The following is a 17527-nucleotide window of genomic DNA, read 5'->3' as shown; positions in this document are numbered from 1 at the left end:
GTTTATCCAGTTCAGGTGGCTAACCATACTGCCCGTACACCGACCTTCACTGGAGTTTGAAGTCATGACTGCCGCCCTGATGAACACCTACCAACCGCTGGCCCTGAGTTTCACCAAGGGGCTGGGCACCCGACTGTGGGATCAGGCGGGGCGCGAATACCTGGATGCAGTCGCTGGCGTGGCGGTGACCAACGTCGGCCACTCGCACCCACGGATCGTTTCGGCGATCAGCGAGCAGGCCGGTTTGCTGCTGCACACCTCCAACCTCTACAGCATCGACTGGCAACGGCGGCTGGCGCAGAAACTGACCGAACTGTCGGGGATGGAGCGGGCGTTCTTCAACAACTCCGGCGCCGAGGCCAACGAAACCGCGCTGAAACTGGCGCGCCTGTACGGCTGGCGCAAGGGTATCGAACGGCCGTTGGTGGTGGTGATGACCAATGCGTTTCATGGCCGAACGCTGGGTACGTTGTCTGCCAGTGACGGCCCGGCGGTGCGCCTGGGTTTCAACGAATTGCCGGGGGATTTCGTCAAAGTGCCATTTGGCGATCTGGCGGCGCTGGAGCAGGTGCGGCAAAAGCATGGCGAGCGCATCGTGGCGATTCTGGTCGAGCCGATCCAAGGCGAAAGCGGCGTGCAACTGGCACCGCCCGGTTACCTCAAGGCTCTGCGCGAACAGTGCAACCGCCACGCCTGGCTGCTGATGCTCGACGAGATCCAGACCGGGATCGGCCGCACCGGGCGCTGGTTTGCTTTCCAGCACGAAGGCATCGTCCCTGACGTGATGACCCTCGCCAAAGGCCTGGGCAATGGCGTGCCGATCGGTGCCTGCCTGGCGCGGGGCCGGGCGGCGGATCTGTTCACCCCCGGCAGCCATGGCAGCACGTTTGGCGGCAATCCGCTGGCCTGCCGGGTCGGTTGCACCGTTCTCGACATCATCGAAGACCAAGGCCTGCTGGAAAACGCCCGGCTTCAGGGCGAATGCTTGCTGACCCGGCTGCAGGCGGAACTGGCGGACAACCCCAATGTGCTGGCGATTCGTGGACAAGGGTTGATGATCGGGATCGAACTGAAACAGCCGATTCGCGATCTCACGCTCATCGCCGCGCGGGATCATGGGTTGTTGATCAACGTGACGCGGGGCAAGACCATACGGCTGCTGCCACCGCTGACGATTGATGAGCGGGAGGTGGGGATGATTGTAAGAGGTGTGGCGCGGGCGTTGGGTCGTGATTGACTTTTGTTCAGTAGTGATACTTGCACGAAATGATGCAGACTTCTGGGCCATCGACTGCATAGACCAAACGATGCTCTGCAGTTATTCGCCGTGACCATAAGCCGCTCATGTTGTGCTTGAGCGGCTCAGGTTTGCCTACCCCCTCGAATGGTTGGCGTTGGATCGCCTTGATCAATAGATTGATGCGCTTAAGACCGGTTTTATCGTTTTGCTGAAACCATAAGTAGTCTTCCCAGGCCGTTGGCGTGAACTCGATATTCATTCTTCGATCAATTGCCTGGCTTTGGCTTTTCCAGCGCGCATTTCGCCAATCGACTTGATTAACCGTTCGGCATTGGCTGGAGAGCGCAGCAGATACGCCGTCTCTTCGAGTGCGTTGTATTCAGCCAGAGACATCATCACAACAGGCTCGCCTTTTTGGCGCGTTACCAATAGAGGTGCTTGATCCTCATTGACCCGATCCATGGTTTCAGCCAGATGTGCACGGGCTGTGGTGTAGTTGATGGTGTGCATATTGTAGTCCTCGCCTGATGCGAAGAACGTACAGAAATGAGTACATGATGACAAGACGATACCTACCAGTGGTTGTGTCACAGACGGGCTATCTGCGATGCACTGAGTATCACCGAAGTCTCTTCGAGACGTTTCTGCGACTTTTGTAAGCTCTTTCCGGCAAGTCTGCCATCCAATACAGGCTGATGTAGGACTTGTGCCTAATCTGGATAATCCGTCAAATCCGGCGCCAGCATGCGTGTCTTCGGCGCGCCGTTCGCGTTGTGCTGGATGATGTCCTGCGGCTGCCCCCGATCATTGAAAAACACTTGGCCGATACCCGCCGAATTCCACAGCCTTTCACCTGCTTCGGCATGCTCGGGGACGTACGGCACGATGCGCATGCGTCGGCGTTTGGTCAGCCAGTTGAGTGGCGAACGAGGCGAGTAGAGCCAGCGGTTGAGGCGGTCGAACCACTCCAGCAGGGTCGGCGGGAATTCGTTCTTGATCCCGCTGCTGGTGATCTGCCAGATCCGTGGGCCGGCCTTGCGGTGTCGGATAAGCACTTCGTAGACGAAGGAATAATGCACATCGCCTGACAGCACCACGTAACTGCCGGGTGTACGCGAGTGTCGGAAAATGTTCAGGATGACCTGGGCGGCGCCACGATGGGCCATCCAGTTTTCTGCATCCACCAGCAGCGGATAACCGCACCAACTGAAGACCCGTTGCACGGTTTCGATCAGCTTCACACCAAAGATTGGCGCTGGCGAGACGATGATCGCCGAAGGGTGATCGAGCAGTTCCTGTTGCAGCTCACACAGGGCTTCCCAATCCAGCAGGCCTGACGGTTGCTTGAGCGCCATCTCACTGCGCCAGCGGCGGGTGCGGGTGTCGAGCACCACCAGTGCGGGGCTGGTGGGCAACACGAAATGCCAGTGTTGAAAGCGCAGCAGGTCATCGATCAGTTCATTCTGCAGCGGGCTGTCGAGGTATTGGTCGTCGCCGCTGACGCTCAGTTGACGGGTTTTCTCCAGCACCTCGCTGAAAGCCTCCGGGTTATTGCCCCAACCCTGGCACAACATATAGGCGATCAACGCATTGCCGATGATCCGCCGGGAGAACGGATGGCTGTAGGCCGTTTCCTCCCATTGCGCGGAAAGATTCCAGTCATCGGTGATGTCGTGGTCGTCAAAAATCATCAGGCTGGGCAAATGCGCCAATGCGCGGGCGACGTTGCCCAGGCCAGCCTTGAACCCGTCGAGTCGGGTCTGTTCGAGGCGATAACGCTTGAGCCGCTCTGGCGTCAGCATTGGCGCTTGCGGATTGATCAGTGTCCATGCGGTAGGCGACCACACCAGCAGGTACATCGCCATGACTTCGGCAAACGTCACCAGATGATTGTCGGCGTTGCTGCTGGTGAAGATCGGCTTACGCGCGCCACCGAAAAATCGCTCGCGCAATGTCTCGTTGCTCTCGAGCGCCGGTAACAGATCCGCGCGATGGTAGTAACTGGCCGGGTGTTCGTAGAGTCGGGCGCTGTCGCTGACCACTGCGCCTTCGAGGTATTCGTCGAACAAACCCAGGCGCTCGATCAGCGTGTGAATGGCCCGCAGCATCGGACCGGCCACATCGTCGGCGTAGATCTGATCACCGCTCATCATCAGCAGGGCGGGACGTTGTTGCGGATCGGATTCAGCGGCGAGCAATTGATCGACGCATAACAGACCGTCCGCCGCCGGGTGATGGGGCTTGCGGCAAGAGCCATGGAGCAACTGGTCGATCCGCGAACGCAGAACGAAGTTCGGACTTGCGGCCTCCCCGTAGAGCAGGTGTGGCGCCCAATCGGCGATGGGTGTCTGGCCGTCAATCAGCAGGTCATAGTCGATGCGGGTGTCGCAGGGCAGGGCGTTTTCGAGACGGACATCAATCAGATGGATGAACGCTTGAGTGCCTACGGGAATGACCGTGCACGTCGTCGTGTCGAGAGGGACGTTTCCTACACCTTGCAGGCGCAAGGTCAGCGCCAGCGGTCGCGTGCCGACCAGCCACAGCACCAGTCGTGTTGGCTCCAGCCGTCGCAACAGCGGGCCGGCCAATACGGCTGGCAACGGATGGAGGTCAGGGGAGGGTCGAGACATCAGCGGGCAAGGCTCAAGGCGCACAGGCCGGCGATGATAGCGCAGCCGGCGCCTTCAACCCTTAAACGAGGCTTAAGAACCGGCTTTTTCCAGTTTCAACCCCAGCAGGCGCCATTCGGCATAACCGGAATCGTTGGCCGGCAGTCGCTGAATCGAGCAATCGAAGCGGTAGAGTTCGTCGTCACCGAGCATGTTGCGGGCGGTGACTGTGTTGCTGATGGTGTAGATCTGATCCTTGAACCGCGTGCTGTTGGTCTTGGCTTGAGGTGTCACGACCGCCGCTGCCGGAAAACGCATGGCGCCCTGGATGAACGGCAGGCACATGACCGAGGCCAGTATCGCTTTGTCGCCATTCGGATCGCTGCCGATCGCCTTGCGCAGGGCGACGAAATTGGCGCCGACAGTCTCCTCGACCTTCTTTTCCGACACCGAGGCTGTCAGACGTTTACTGAAGTTGGGCAGGAGAGCGGAGTCGGGCGGTGAAGGCTGATTCTGCGCTGCGCTGGCGACAAATACCGGCAGGTTGTCGGATGCCACAGCGGGAGCGGACTCGGAAGGTGGGATCAGTACAGGAGCAGGCTCGACCTTCGTCACGGCTGGCCTGGCTTCCGAGGTCGCGGCCCTCTCTGGTTGCTGTTGTTCCGTTTTATGCGCAGACGGAAACAGCGACAGGGTAATGGACAACACCACGACACCGACAATGAAACCGCCCACCGCACCGATCAGGTTGCCGATGAACAGATTCCAGCTGCCGCGATTCTTCACCACCCAGCGCCACATGAAACCCCAGGCCGCGACAAATGCCAGAAAACGCAGAAACTCCATTCGATCCTTTCCTTTAACCTTCAAAATTGCTCAAGTCAGCACGCGTCGAGCCCGCTGCAATAGTGGCCAGCAAGATAGCAAAAACCCGTTAAAAATTGAGAGAAATGAAAAGCAGAGTCGAACAGGATCGACTCCACCATGATCGTGACCAGACCGGCACCCGCCTCGGCGAGATTGGCGAGAAACAGATTCCGGTCGCCACAGGGTTTTCATCGAGCACTTTCCTTAATCCGGCGCGAGTACGGAGCAACCGTCCAGGCACTCCGTTCTATTGGACGGCCAGATGACAAAATAGTAGCGTCGCGCCATTCCTCATCACCGTAACGGATTACACATGCCCATTTTCACCGCGGCCTTTCGCCTGCTCTGCGCGACCACCCTCGCTGTCGTGATGACCCCGGCGTATGCCGACGACTGGGAAGAAACGCCGGAGTACGCCTGGAAGACCTACCTCTCCGATTGCCAGCACCTGCAGCGGGCGATAACCAATCTGCAGAACGGTAGCCAGTCCGCAAGGGATTCCATGCTCTATATCGAGAGTCCGCTGCGAACCGTTTCGGTACACCGTAAACACCTCGCCCCGTCAAAACTCGGTTCCCCCGATTACGCACGCTGCGAAAAACTCATCACTCGGGCGCAAGATATCGTCACCAAGGAGCGCGCGGTATACGACGACGAGATCGATCAACATCTCCGACAAGCCCAAGCCGCTCACCTGAGCTCCCCGGAGTACAAACGCGCTCGGGCTCTGGGTTTCAGCGACGTCGGCGAGATCGGCCAGCTCGACCAGCACGCAGAGCTGGATGGCGAAGCGAATCTGAAGACGTTGATGATCACCGTCGATTTCGGATGCGGCCGACATTTTCGCGCCGCGCAATACGTCAAACCCTATGTGATCTACACCGTCGGTGCGTCGGATGGCGCTTGTGCCGTCCATAAAAACGTCGCGGTACTGAACGGAAAAATGGTGGAAAGAGGCGACAACATTGACCGGGACGGGATCTTTCAGTATGTCGGGTGGAAGACGCTGGCGGGAGCGGGTGGGTTTCCCGTCGACATTCGAGTCGTCAAGGCGCTCGACTGAGCATCAAATATTGTTCTTTATCCGGAGGATGCTCAGATGATCGACTTCAACAATAAAGGCTTCTTCAAACTCAAGCAGAACGACGAGTACGCCGAACGCGTGACCGCGCTGTTGCTGGATGGCGAAGAGGTGATCGACTCCTACAAGGCCATGCGCGATGGCGTGGTGTTCACCAACAAACGCATCATTGCGGTCAACGTCCAGGGCATTACCGGTAGCAAAAAGGATTTCACCTCCTTGCCGTACAAGAACATCGTCGCGTACTCCGTCGAAACGTCGGGGACGTTTGATCTGGACTCGGAACTGGAAATTTACTTTTCGTCGCTGGGGAAGGTGAAGTTCGAATTCACCGGAAAGACGTCGATGGTGGAGATCTCGAAGCACATCTCCCGGCATCTTCTGTGAGGCCTTACAGCACGTCTTTCAAATAACGCTTGAGGGCGAGGAGCGGCGCATCCAGCAGCTCCATCGACCTTGCCTGGCTGAAGTCGACGGACAGTTTGTGCAGCTCACGCCCCAATGGCTTGTCTACGCCGCCCAAGGCATCCAGCGCCAGAGTCAGACACTCTTTCATCTTGAGCTGAATCGTCTCGACATCTCCCCGGCGCACCAGCAGTTCGAACACGTCTCTCTCGTAATCGCCCATGACCAGATCGTCCCGCAGGATCGGGCTCAGGCCTTCTTCCTCATAAGCGAGTTTGAGGGAGAAAAGAGCGACTGTTTCCAGGGACGATTCCATGGGGTGAACCTTTGTGAGATCTCGCCGGATGGCCATCGGCACTTTCCGGCAGACGAAAAAAAAGGCCTTGCAAAGCAAGACCTTTCTTGATTTTGGTGCCCCGAGGGAGACTCGAACTCCCACTCCTTTCGAAAACGGATTTTGAATCCGCCGCGTCTACCAATTCCGCCATCAGGGCTCAATGGCGGCGAAGTATAGAGAGGTGCCTACCGTTGGTCAATCACGTTTCATGGTCAATTTTCGATATTTCCGCTAGACTTTCCGGCCCTGCTAGACGAACCCCATCATGCGCGTTGCTGACTTTACCTTCGAGCTTCCTGATTCGCTGATCGCCCGCCATCCACTGGCCGAGCGTCGCGGTAGTCGCCTGTTGACCCTTGATGGGCTCAGCGGCGCCCTGGCACACCGTCAATTCACTGATTTGCTTGAGCATTTGCGCCCGGGCGATCTGATGGTGTTCAACAATACCCGGGTGATTCCGGCACGGCTGTTCGGCCAGAAAGCGTCCGGCGGCAAGCTGGAAATTCTCATCGAACGGGTGCTCGACACGCATCGCGTGCTGGCCCATGTGCGCTCCAGCAAGTCGCCGAAGCCGGGTTCGAAGATCCTCATCGACGGTGGTGGCGAAGCCGAGATGCTGGCGCGTCACGACGCGCTGTTCGAACTGGGGTTTGCCGAAGAAGTGCTGCCGTTGCTCGATCGCGTCGGGCACATGCCGCTGCCTCCTTATATAGATCGCCCGGACGAGGGCTCGGATCGCGAGCGCTATCAGACCGTGTACGCCGAGCGCCTGGGCGCGGTGGCGGCGCCGACGGCGGGGCTGCATTTCGACCAGACGCTGATGGAAGCGATTGCCGCCAAGGGCGTCGAAACCGCTTTCGTCACGCTGCACGTGGGCGCGGGGACGTTCCAGCCGGTGCGTGTCGACAAGATCGAAGATCACCACATGCACAGCGAATGGCTGGAAGTCGGCCAGGATGTGGTCGATGCGGTCGCTGCGTGCCGTGCGCGCGGTGGTCGGGTGATCGCGGTGGGCACCACCAGTGTGCGTTCGCTGGAAAGCGCCGCTCGCGATGGCGTGCTCAAGCCGTTCAGCGGTGACACCGACATCTTTATCTACCCGGGCCGGCCGTTTCATGTGGTCGACGCCCTGGTCACCAATTTCCATTTGCCTGAATCCACGCTGTTGATGCTGGTTTCGGCATTCGCCGGTTATCCGGAGACCATGGCGGCCTATAAGGCTGCGGTCGACAACGGATACCGCTTTTTCAGCTACGGTGATGCGATGTTCATTACCCGTAACCCCGCACCACGTGGCCCTGAGGAAACAGTATGAGTCGCCAATGCCGTATGTCGTTTGAGCTGCTTGCCACCGATGGCAAGGCTCGTCGTGGTCGCCTGACCTTTCCCCGTGGCACCGTCGAGACCCCGGCCTTCATGCCGGTCGGCACCTACGGCACGGTCAAGGGCATGCTGCCACGGGATATCGAGGCGATTGGCGCGGAAATCATTCTGGGCAACACCTTCCACCTGTGGCTGCGTCCCGGCACCGAAGTGATCAAGGCCCACGGCGACCTGCACGATTTCATGCAGTGGAAAGGCCCGATCCTGACCGACTCCGGTGGTTTCCAGGTGTTCAGCCTCGGCGCGATGCGCAAGATCAAGGAAGAGGGTGTGACCTTCGCTTCCCCGGTCGACGGTTCGAAGGTGTTCATGGGCCCGGAAGAGTCGATGCAGGTCCAGCGTGACCTGGGCTCGGACATCGTGATGATCTTCGACGAATGCACCCCGTACCCGGCCGACGAAGACGTCGCCCGGGTATCGATGGAGCTGTCGTTGCGCTGGGCCCAGCGTTCGAAAAACGCCCATGGCGACAACACGGCGGCGCTGTTCGGTATCGTCCAGGGCGGCATGCACCAGGACCTGCGCATGCGTTCGCTGGAAGGCCTGGACAAGATCGGCTTCGATGGCCTGGCCATCGGCGGTCTGTCGGTAGGCGAACCAAAGCACGAAATGATCAAGGTGCTGGATTATCTGCCTGGGATGATGCCCGCTGACAAACCTCGTTACCTTATGGGCGTTGGCAAACCGGAAGATCTGGTTGAGGGTGTGCGCCGCGGTGTGGACATGTTCGATTGCGTGATGCCAACCCGTAATGCCCGCAATGGGCATCTGTTCATTGATACAGGCGTGCTGAAGATCCGTAACGCGTTCCATCGCCATGATGATTCGCCGCTGGATCCGACCTGCGATTGCTATACCTGCCAGAACTTCTCCCGCGCTTATCTGCATCATCTGGACAAGTGCGGCGAAATGCTCGGCAGCATGCTCAATACCATCCACAATTTGCGCCATTATCAGGTGCTGATGGCTGGTTTGCGCGAGGCTATTCAACAGGGTACATTGGCCGCCTTTGTCGATGCCTTCTACGCCAAACGCGGGCTCCCCGTTCCGCCTTTGGACTGAGTTTTCTGACCCCAAGATTCAACATTTGCAACTGGAGTGCTAAATGAGCTTTTTTATCTCTAATGCCATGGCTGACGCGGCTGCACCGGCTGCAGCGCCTATGGGCGGCGGCTTTGAGTGGATTTTCCTGGTCGGCTTCCTGGTCATCTTCTACCTGATGATCTGGCGTCCACAGGCCAAGCGCGCCAAAGAGCAGAAGAACCTGCTGAGCAGCCTGCAAAAGGGTGACGAAGTGGTCACCAACGGCGGCATCGCTGGCAAGATCACCAAAGTGGCCGATGACTTCGTGGTTCTGGAAGTTTCCGACACCGTGGAAATGAAGTTCCAGAAGGGCGCCATCGCCGCCACGCTGCCAAAAGGCACGCTGAAAGCGATCTAAGTTTCAACTTCTACTCAATCGACGGGGCGCGCAAGGCGCCCCGCGTCATAAACGGGCGGCGTGATGCTGAACAAATATCCTCTGTGGAAATACATTCTGATCCTGGCGGTGCTGGCGATCGGTCTGATTTATTCCGCTCCCAATCTATACCCCGATGACCCGGCCATTCAGATCAGCGGTGCCAGCACGGCCCTGCAGGTCAATCAGGCCGACCTGGATCGTGCGAGCACCGCGCTGCGTGAGTCCGGGATCAACGTCAAGGCGTCGAGTCTGGCGGCCAATGGCAAGGGCGGCCTGATCCGTCTGGTCAAGGCTGAAGACCAGCTGCCGGCCAAGGACGTTGTGCGCAAGGCATTGGGTGATGACTACGTCGTCGCGCTGAACCTGGCGCAAACCACCCCGCAATGGCTGCGCAGCCTGGCCGCGCACCCGATGAAGCTGGGTCTGGACTTGTCCGGTGGTGTGCACTTCCTGCTCGAAGTGGACATGGACAAAGCCCTCGACGCACGTCTGAAAGTCTACGAGGGTGACGTCAAGAGCCTGTTGCGCAAAGAGAAACTGCGTTATCGCAGCTTGCCGCAACTCAACGGTGCCATTCAGTTGGGCTTCAGCGACGCTGACTCCCGCGAACAGGCCCGTGCGCTGATCCGCAAGAATTTCAACGATTTCGACATTGTTCCGGCCGACCTCAACGGTCAACCGGTGCTGCGTCTGGCGATGACCCCGGCCAAGCTGGCGGAAATCCGTGAATACTCCATCAAGCAGAACTTGACCACGGTACGTAACCGCGTCAACGAGCTGGGTGTTGCCGAACCGATCGTCCAGCGTCAGGGCGCCAACCGCATCGTGGTTGAGCTGCCGGGCGTGCAGGACACTGCCGAAGCCAAGCGAATCCTCGGCAAGACCGCCAACCTGGAATTCCGTCTGGCCGCCGAGCCGGGTGCTTCGAAAGCCACTTCCGAGACTTTCGAGTTCCGTGAAGGCAAGCGTCCGCCGGCACAGATCGAGCGTGGCCTGATCATCACCGGTGACCAGGTGACTGACGCCAAGGCCGGTTTTGGCGAGCACGGCACACCTGAAGTGAACATCCGCCTGGATGGTCACGGTGGCGAGCTGATGAGCCGCGCGACCCGCAGCAACGTCGGTCGCAGCATGGCGGTGATCTTCATTGAGCAGCGTCCGGTCACCACTTACGTCAAGCAAGTGGTCGACGGTGTCGAGAAAGACGTCGCCGTTCAGAGCTTCAAGGAAGAGAAGAAAATCATCAGCCTGGCGACCATCCAGTCGCCGCTGGGCGCGCAGTTCCGTATCACCGGCCTGAACGGTCAGGGCGAGTCGTCCGAGCTGGCACTGCTGCTGCGTGCCGGTGGTCTGGCCGCTCCGATGTACTTCGCTGAAGAACGTACCATCGGCCCGAGCCTGGGTGCCGACAACATCACCAAGGGTATCGATGCATCGCTGTGGGGCATGCTGTTCGTCTCGCTGTTCATCATCGCTATCTACCGTTTCTTCGGTCTGATCGCTACCGTCGCACTGGCGGTGAACATGGTCTTGCTGCTGGCGCTGATGTCGCTGCTGGGGGCAACGCTGACCCTGCCGGGTATCGCCGGTATCGTGTTGACCATGGGTATGGCGGTCGACGCCAACGTGCTGATCTTCTCGCGGATCCGTGAAGAGATCGCCGCCGGCATGACTGTGCAACGTGCAATCAACGAAGGCTTCGGCCGGGCATTCACTGCGATTCTCGACGCCAACCTGACCACCTTGCTGGTCGGCGGGATTCTGTTCGCCATGGGCACCGGCCCGGTGAAAGGCTTCGCAGTCACCATGTCCCTCGGGGTTCTGACTTCGATGTTCACGGCCATCATGGTCACCCGCGCGATGGTCAACCTGATCTTCGGCGGTCGTGACTTCAAGAAGTTGTGGATTTAAGGGGCTGCCATGTTACGTACAATCAATTTCATGGGCGTCCGCAACTTTGCGTTCGGCGTCACCGTGTTCCTTACGCTGCTGGCCGTTTTCAGCGTGTTCCACAAGGGCATGAACTGGGGCCTGGACTTCACCGGCGGTACGCTCATCGAGCTGACCTACGAGCGTCCGGCCGACGTCACCAAGGTGCGTGAGCAACTGACCACGGCCGGTTATCACGAAGCCATCGTGCAGAACTTCGGTGCGACTACCGATTTGCTGGTGCGTATGCCGGGTGAGGATCCGCAGTTGGGCCATCAGGTAGCCGATGCGCTGCAGAAGGTCGGCGGCGACAACCCGGCGACCGTCAAGCGCGTAGAGTTCGTCGGCCCGCAGGTCGGTGAAGAACTGCGCGACCAGGGTGGCATGGGCATGCTGCTGGCACTGGGCGGCATCCTGATCTACCTGGCGTTCCGCTTTCAGTGGAAATTTGCCGTCGGCGCCATTGTTTCGCTGATTCACGACGTGATCGTGACCGTGGGTATCCTGTCGTTCTTCCAGATCACCTTCGACCTGACGGTGCTGGCGGCGGTACTGGCGATCATCGGTTACTCGCTGAACGACACCATCGTGGTATTCGACCGGGTTCGTGAGAACTTCCGCGTGCTGCGCAAGGCTTCGCTGATCGAGAACATCAACATCTCGACCACCCAGACGCTGCTGCGGACCATTGCGACCTCGGTGTCCACCTTGCTGGCGATCGCGGCACTGCTGTTCTTCGGCGGTGACAACCTGTACGGCTTCTCCCTGGCACTGCTGGTGGGTGTTCTGGCGGGTACTTACTCGTCGATCTACATCGCCAACGTGGTGCTGATCTGGCTGAACCTGTCGACCGAAGACTTGATTCCGCCGGCCAATACCGAGAAGGAAATCGACGACCGTCCTTGAGGTAAAACTTTTGAACGGTGTCACATGAAAAGGGCGCGAGTTGAACTCGCGCCCTTTTTTTTGCTCCAAGGCTGGGAGAAGCGCGGGCGCGTCCCGCATGTGATGGTCAGGAGGTTCATGTGAACAAGTCGTTACTGGTTGGTGCGGTATTGGGTGCTGTCGGTGTGACTGCCGGGGGTGCTGTTGCCACCTACAGCCTGGTTAAAAGCGGCCCTGAGTATGCGCAGGTTTTGGCCGTCGAGCCGGTCAAGACACAGATCAAGACTCCACGTGAAGTGTGCAAGGATGTCACCGTGACCCGGCAGGCGCCGGTCAAGGATCAACACCAGATTCTCGGTACGGCCATTGGTGCCGTGGCGGGTGGCTTGCTGGGTAACCAGATCGGCGGCGGCACCGGCAAGAAGATTGCCACGGTGGCCGGTGCGGTCGGTGGCGGTTATGCCGGTAACAAGGTGCAGGAAGGCATGCAGAATCGCGATACCTACACCACCACGCAGACTCGTTGTAACACGGTGAATGACATCAGCGACAAGGTAGTCGGTTACGACGTGCGTTATTCGCTGGATGGCAAGGAAGGCAAGGTGCGGATGGATCGTGATCCGGGCAACCAGATTCCGGTCGACAAGGAAGGCAAGCTGATCCTGTCGCAGAATGAGCCGGGTCAGTAATCGGCTGATTGCTGGAAGAAAAGCACTCTTCGGAGTGCTTTTTTTATGCCTGCGATTTCTGTTTTGCCAAACGAGGGCTTTTCTTCAGGCATAAAAAAACACCCCGAAGGGTGTTTTTTGGACTCGCGGGACGCTTAACGCTTCAGCGAGGCCGGTAGGTGCGGCTGGATTGCGGTCAGCACTGCCTTGAAGCATTTGGTGTTGCCGGCAACGACGTGGCCTTTTTCAAGGAAGTCGTGACCACCGGTGAAGTCGCTGACCAGACCACCTGCTTCCTGAATCAGCAGGGCGCCGGCAGCCATGTCCCACTCGGACAGGCCCGACTCCCAGAAAGCGTCGAAGCGACCGGCGGCTACATAAGCCAGGTCCAGGCTTGCCGAGCCGGCGCGACGGATGCCGGCGGTCTGGCCGACCAGGGCGCGGAACATGCCCAGGTAGTTGTCGAGGTTGTCCATCTGGTCGTCGCGGAACGGGAAACCGGTGCCGAGCAGGGCGCCGTCGAGGCTGGTGCGACCGCTGACGCGCAGGCGGCGACCGTTCAGTTGAGCGCCGCGACCACGGCTGGCGGTGAATTCTTCCTGGCGAACCGGGTCCAGAACAACGGCGTGCTCCAGGCGGCCACGGTATTTGCAGGCGATGCTGACAGCGAAGTGAGGAATGCCGCGCAGGAAGTTGGTGGTGCCGTCCAGCGGATCGATGATCCACAGGTATTCTTCGCCTTCGATGCCGGAGCCAGCGTGCATGCCGGTCTCTTCACCCATGATCGAGTGATTCGGGTAAGCCTTGCGCAGGGCGTCGATGATTTTCTGTTCGGCGGCGCGATCCACCTCGGATACGTAATCCTTGGCGTCTTTTTCGTCGACCTTGATGGTATCCAGGCGCTCGATGGAGCGGAAGATCAGTTCACTGGCGCTGCGGGCGGCGCGCAGCGCGATATTCAGCATGGGCTGCATGGATGTGTCACCTAAGGTTGTTAAAGAAAGCCGCGCATTCTATCAGAACTTTTCTTCAGGTGAAGGACGCTGTTCGCTTTCATAGCTTAACGGTAGGCTGTTCTGTAAGATTTGCGCCCCATTTCCGTGTTCGAGAGCCCGTGCCGTGCTGCAAAACATTCGTGTCGTCCTGGTCAATACCAGTCACCCGGGGAACATCGGCGGGACTGCGCGCGCCATGAAAAACATGGGGTTGTCGCGGCTGGTGCTGGTCGATCCACGGGTGTTTCCGCACCATGAAGCGGATGCGCGCGCCTCCGGCGCCAACGATATCCTTGAAAAAGCGCAAGTCGTCGCCACCTTGGAAGAGGCTTTGGTCGGCTGCAATCTGGTGCTCGGCACCAGTGCCCGTGACCGACGCATTCCCTGGCCGCTGCTGGATCCCCGCGAGTGCGGCAGCAAAGTGGTCGAGGAGGCCGGGCAGGGCGCGGAAATCGCCCTGGTGTTCGGGCGCGAGGATTCGGGCCTGACCAACGACGAGTTGCAACGATGTCACTTTCACGTACACATCCCTTCCGACCCTGAATTCAGTTCGCTGAACCTGGGGGCGGCGGTGCAGGTGTTGAGCTACGAAGTGCGCATGGCCTGGCTGGCCGCACAGGGTCAGCCGACCAAGTTCGAAAAGGAAGAAGTGGCCTCGGTGAAAAGTACCGAGCTGGCGACCATGGATGAGCTGGAGCGATTCTATGAGCACCTGGAGCAGACTCTGGTGGCCATCGAATTCCTCGACCCGGAAAAGCCACGGCACTTGATGGCGCGCCTGCGCCGGTTGTACGGACGCAGCTCGGTCAGCCGGGCGGAAATGAATATTTTGCGTGGCATCCTCACGGAAACCCAAAAAGCGGCCCGTGGTGAGCTTCTTAACCGGAAGGACTAATGATGTTCGAGCGTTTGCGTGAAGATATCCAAAGCGTATTCCACCGAGACCCGGCGGCGCGTAACGCTTTTGAAGTTCTGACTTGCTATCCCGGCATGCATGCGATCTGGCTCCATCGATTGTCGGCAATGTTGTGGCGCGCCGACCTGAAATGGCTGGCGCGGCTGGTGTCGAACTTCGGTCGCTGGCTGACCGGGATCGAGATTCACCCCGGTGCGAAAGTCGGGCGGCGGTTCTTCATCGACCACGGCATGGGCATCGTCATTGGTGAAACCGCTGAAATCGGCGATGACGTCACGATCTATCAGGGCGTGACCCTGGGGGGGACGAGCTGGAACAAGGGTAAGCGTCACCCGACCCTGGGGGATGGTGTTGTGGTCGGCGCCGGCGCCAAAGTGCTCGGGCCGTTCACTGTCGGTGCCGGTGCCAAGGTCGGCTCCAATGCCGTAGTGACCAAAGAAGTGCCGCCCGGTGCCACGGTGGTGGGCATTCCGGGGCGGATCATCGTCAAATCCGACGAAGGGCAGGACGCCAAGCGCAAGGCCATGGCGGAAAAGATCGGTTTCGATGCCTACGGCGTCAGCGAAGACATGCCTGACCCGGTGGCGCGCGCCATTGGTCAGTTGCTCGATCATCTGCAAGCGGTGGACGGGCGTCTGGAAGGGATGTGCGGTGCGCTGAAGGATCTGGGCAGCAATTATTGTGCGAAAGATCTGCCTGAGCTGCGTGAAGAGGACTTCGCCTGCGTCAAGGGCAAGGAAGAGCCCAAGGTCCACTGATACCTGTAGAAAGTGCCTGGCAGGGCTGCGTGCTGACCGGTATGCCATTAAGTTGCAGACCCTGCTATCATTCGCGCGCTCTTTTGCGGGTAAACCTGACTAAAGTACTAGGTCTTAAAGTTGACTTAAATACTCGGGAATTGCATACTCGCACCCATTCCGAACTCCGTGGTAATTGTCCATGCGACTGACTACAAAAGGCCGATACGCCGTGACCGCCATGCTTGACCTGGCGTTGCACGCGCAGCACGGGCCGGTGTCCCTGGCCGATATCTCCGAGCGCCAAGGCATCTCCCTGTCCTATCTCGAACAGCTTTTCGCCAAGCTGCGCCGCAGCAACCTGGTTTCCAGCGTTCGCGGTCCGGGCGGTGGCTACCAGTTGTCCCGCGACATGCAGGGCATCCAGGTCGCTCAGGTGATCGATGCGGTGAACGAATCGGTCGATGCAACCAAATGCCAGGGCCAGGGCGATTGCCACTCCGGCGACACCTGCCTGACCCATCACCTGTGGTGCGACCTGAGCCTGCAGATTCACGAATTTCTCAGCGGTATCAGCTTGGCCGACCTCGTAACTCGCCGTGAGGTGCAGGAAGTGGCCCAGCGTCAGGATCAGCGTCGTTGCAATGGCAAGGCGCCGCGCCTGGACAAGATTGAAGCGTCCGCCGTCGAATGACAGCCAGAGAGCTAGCGGCACGCCAGCCAGCCTGATTTAGGAGATAGTCCATGAAATTGCCGATTTACCTTGATTACTCTGCGACCACCCCGGTCGATCCGCGCGTTGCGCAGAAAATGAGTGAATGCCTGCTGGTCGACGGAAACTTCGGTAACCCGGCGTCCCGCTCACACGTGTTCGGCTGGAAGGCCGAAGAGTCCGTCGAGAACGCCCGTCGTCAGGTGGCCGACCTGGTCAATGCCGATCCGCGTGAAATCGTCTGGACCTCCGGTGCCACCGAGTCCGACAACCTGGCAATCAAGGGTGCGGCACATTTCTACGCCTCCAAGGGCAAGCACCTGATCACCTCCAAGATCGAGCACAAGGCTGTCCTCGACACCATGCGCCAACTGGAGCGCGAAGGTTTCGAAGTGACCTACCTTGAGCCGACCGAAGACGGTCTGATCACGCCGGCCATGATCGAAGCCGCGCTGCGCGAAGACACCATCCTGGTGTCGGTGATGCATGTGAACAACGAAATCGGCACCGTCAACGACATCGCAGCGATCGGCGAACTGACCCGTTCCAAGGGCATCCTGTTCCACGTCGACGCCGCTCAGTCCACCGGCAAGGTCGACATCGACCTGCAGAAGCTGAAAGTCGACATGATGTCGTTCTCCGCCCACAAGACCTATGGTCCTAAAGGCATCGGCGCGCTGTACGTCAGCCGCAAGCCGCGTGTGCGCATCGAAGCGACCATGCACGGCGGCGGTCACGAGCGCGGCATGCGTTCCGGCACCCTGGCGACCCACCAGATCGTCGGCATGGGCGAAGCGTTCCGTGTGGCCAAGGAAGACATGGCGGCCGAGAACGTTCGCATCAAGGCCCTGAGCGATCGCTTCTACGAGCAGGTCGAGCACCTGGAAGAGCTGTACGTCAACGGCAGCCTGACCGCCCGCGTTCCGCACAACCTGAACCTGAGCTTCAACTACGTTGAAGGCGAGTCGCTGATCATGGCGCTCAAGGATCTGGCGGTTTCGTCCGGTTCGGCCTGCACCTCGGCGTCCCTCGAGCCTTCGTACGTGCTGCGCGCCCTGGGCCGCAACGACGAACTGGCACACAGCTCGATCCGTTTCACCTTCGGTCGTTTCACCACCGAAGAAGAAATCGACTACGCCGCGCAGAAAGTCTGCGAGGCCGTTACCAAGCTGCGCGCTCTGTCGCCGCTGTGGGACATGTACAAAGACGGCGTCGATATCTCGAAGATCGAGTGGGCGGCACACTAAATATAGAAGCCGCCGAATACAGATCCTGTAGCGACGCGGTGTTTGACGCAGCTG

19 protein-coding genes and 1 tRNA gene are annotated in these 17527 nt (G+C 59.3%); 13 read left to right on the top strand and 7 right to left on the bottom strand.

What is annotated here, in order from left to right:
• Positions 1-64: 64 nt before the first annotated feature.
• Positions 65-1237 carry an aspartate aminotransferase family protein gene (locus KVQ74_RS24580; protein ID WP_217833958.1) on the top strand — a complete coding sequence of 391 codons (1173 nt, stop codon included), beginning with the start codon at positions 65-67 and terminating at the stop codon, positions 1235-1237.
• 7 nt (positions 1238-1244) lie between these two features.
• On the opposite strand, the gene KVQ74_RS24575 is transcribed toward KVQ74_RS24580, so the two are convergent.
• The 4 genes from KVQ74_RS24575 to KVQ74_RS24560 form a co-directional block, all read right to left on the bottom strand.
• Positions 1245-1499 (bottom strand): Txe/YoeB family addiction module toxin, encoded by a 255-nt coding sequence (locus tag KVQ74_RS24575; protein WP_217833957.1) that lies wholly within the window; start codon positions 1497-1499, stop codon positions 1245-1247.
• Entirely contained in the window at positions 1496-1750 is a 255-nt protein-coding gene (locus KVQ74_RS24570; RefSeq protein ID WP_217833956.1) for a type II toxin-antitoxin system prevent-host-death family antitoxin, read from the bottom strand. Before KVQ74_RS24570 ends, KVQ74_RS24575 begins: the two co-directional genes overlap by 4 nt.
• Positions 1751-1950: 200 nt before the next feature.
• Positions 1951-3870 (bottom strand): alkaline phosphatase D family protein, encoded by a 1920-nt coding sequence (locus KVQ74_RS24565; RefSeq protein ID WP_217833955.1) that lies wholly within the window; start codon positions 3868-3870, stop codon positions 1951-1953.
• A gap of 72 nt (positions 3871-3942) precedes the next feature.
• On the bottom strand, positions 3943-4695 hold the full coding sequence (locus KVQ74_RS24560; protein ID WP_217833954.1) for a hypothetical protein: 753 nt from the start codon (positions 4693-4695) through the stop codon (positions 3943-3945).
• Between the two features lie 334 nt (positions 4696-5029).
• Here KVQ74_RS24560 and KVQ74_RS24555 point away from each other — a divergent pair, with 334 nt between their 5' ends.
• Together KVQ74_RS24555 and KVQ74_RS24550 are read left to right on the top strand one after the other, a co-directional pair.
• Entirely contained in the window at positions 5030-5779 is a 750-nt protein-coding gene (locus KVQ74_RS24555) for a hypothetical protein (RefSeq protein ID WP_217833953.1), read from the top strand.
• 36 nt (positions 5780-5815) lie between these two features.
• The gene (locus KVQ74_RS24550; protein ID WP_217833952.1) at positions 5816-6184 is read left to right on the top strand and encodes a PH domain-containing protein; all 369 of its coding nucleotides are present in this window, start codon (positions 5816-5818) and stop codon (positions 6182-6184) included.
• A 4-nt stretch (positions 6185-6188) separates the two neighbouring features.
• Here the strand turns inward: KVQ74_RS24550 and KVQ74_RS24545 are convergent, their stop codons facing one another.
• Positions 6189-6518 (bottom strand): hypothetical protein, encoded by a 330-nt coding sequence (locus KVQ74_RS24545; RefSeq protein WP_217833951.1) that lies wholly within the window; start codon positions 6516-6518, stop codon positions 6189-6191.
• Between the two features lie 93 nt (positions 6519-6611).
• Positions 6612-6696, bottom strand: a tRNA-Leu gene (locus tag KVQ74_RS24540).
• A 108-nt stretch (positions 6697-6804) separates the two neighbouring features.
• Between KVQ74_RS24540 and queA the strand changes: the two genes are divergently transcribed.
• The 6 genes from queA to KVQ74_RS24510 all read left to right on the top strand — a co-directional run bounded on the left by queA (position 6805) and on the right by KVQ74_RS24510 (position 12887).
• Complete coding sequence (gene queA, locus KVQ74_RS24535) at positions 6805-7854, top strand: tRNA preQ1(34) S-adenosylmethionine ribosyltransferase-isomerase QueA (RefSeq protein ID WP_217833950.1); 1050 nt, start codon at positions 6805-6807, stop codon at positions 7852-7854.
• Positions 7855-7868: 14 nt separating this feature from the next.
• Positions 7869-8984 (top strand): tRNA guanosine(34) transglycosylase Tgt, encoded by a 1116-nt coding sequence (gene tgt / locus KVQ74_RS24530; protein ID WP_162803510.1) that lies wholly within the window; start codon positions 7869-7871, stop codon positions 8982-8984.
• Positions 8985-9027: 43 nt separating this feature from the next.
• Positions 9028-9363, top strand: a complete 336-nt coding sequence (yajC, locus tag KVQ74_RS24525; RefSeq protein ID WP_217833949.1) for a preprotein translocase subunit YajC — start codon at positions 9028-9030, stop codon at positions 9361-9363.
• Between the two features lie 63 nt (positions 9364-9426).
• The gene (gene secD, locus KVQ74_RS24520; RefSeq protein WP_217833948.1) at positions 9427-11295 is read left to right on the top strand and encodes a protein translocase subunit SecD; all 1869 of its coding nucleotides are present in this window, start codon (positions 9427-9429) and stop codon (positions 11293-11295) included.
• A 9-nt stretch (positions 11296-11304) separates the two neighbouring features.
• The gene (gene secF, locus KVQ74_RS24515) at positions 11305-12219 is read left to right on the top strand and encodes a protein translocase subunit SecF (RefSeq protein ID WP_217833947.1); all 915 of its coding nucleotides are present in this window, start codon (positions 11305-11307) and stop codon (positions 12217-12219) included.
• A gap of 119 nt (positions 12220-12338) precedes the next feature.
• Positions 12339-12887, top strand: coding sequence for a glycine zipper 2TM domain-containing protein (locus tag KVQ74_RS24510; protein WP_217833946.1), 549 nt, complete (start codon positions 12339-12341; stop codon positions 12885-12887).
• A 134-nt stretch (positions 12888-13021) separates the two neighbouring features.
• Here KVQ74_RS24510 and suhB read toward each other — a convergent pair whose 3' ends face one another.
• Positions 13022-13840, bottom strand: a complete 819-nt coding sequence (gene suhB / locus KVQ74_RS24505; RefSeq protein WP_085709393.1) for a type III secretion system regulator SuhB — start codon at positions 13838-13840, stop codon at positions 13022-13024.
• 145 nt (positions 13841-13985) lie between these two features.
• Between suhB and trmJ the strand changes: the two genes are divergently transcribed.
• The 4 genes from trmJ (at position 13986) to KVQ74_RS24485 (ending at position 17473) form a co-directional block, all read left to right on the top strand.
• Positions 13986-14756 carry a tRNA (cytosine(32)/uridine(32)-2'-O)-methyltransferase TrmJ gene (trmJ, locus tag KVQ74_RS24500; protein ID WP_217833945.1) on the top strand — a complete coding sequence of 257 codons (771 nt, stop codon included), beginning with the start codon at positions 13986-13988 and terminating at the stop codon, positions 14754-14756.
• Positions 14757-14758: 2 nt separating this feature from the next.
• Complete coding sequence (gene cysE, locus KVQ74_RS24495; RefSeq protein ID WP_217833944.1) at positions 14759-15535, top strand: serine O-acetyltransferase; 777 nt, start codon at positions 14759-14761, stop codon at positions 15533-15535.
• 181 nt (positions 15536-15716) lie between these two features.
• Positions 15717-16208 (top strand): Fe-S cluster assembly transcriptional regulator IscR, encoded by a 492-nt coding sequence (iscR, locus tag KVQ74_RS24490; protein WP_007956690.1) that lies wholly within the window; start codon positions 15717-15719, stop codon positions 16206-16208.
• Between the two features lie 50 nt (positions 16209-16258).
• On the top strand, positions 16259-17473 hold the full coding sequence (locus KVQ74_RS24485) for an IscS subfamily cysteine desulfurase (RefSeq protein ID WP_217833943.1): 1215 nt from the start codon (positions 16259-16261) through the stop codon (positions 17471-17473).
• The last annotated feature ends 54 nt before the right edge of the window (positions 17474-17527 follow it).

The organism is Pseudomonas botevensis (assembly GCF_019145475.1).
In the GTDB taxonomy this organism is placed as follows: domain Bacteria; phylum Pseudomonadota; class Gammaproteobacteria; order Pseudomonadales; family Pseudomonadaceae; genus Aquipseudomonas; species Aquipseudomonas botevensis.
This window is presented reverse-complemented; position numbering and strand designations above follow the sequence as displayed.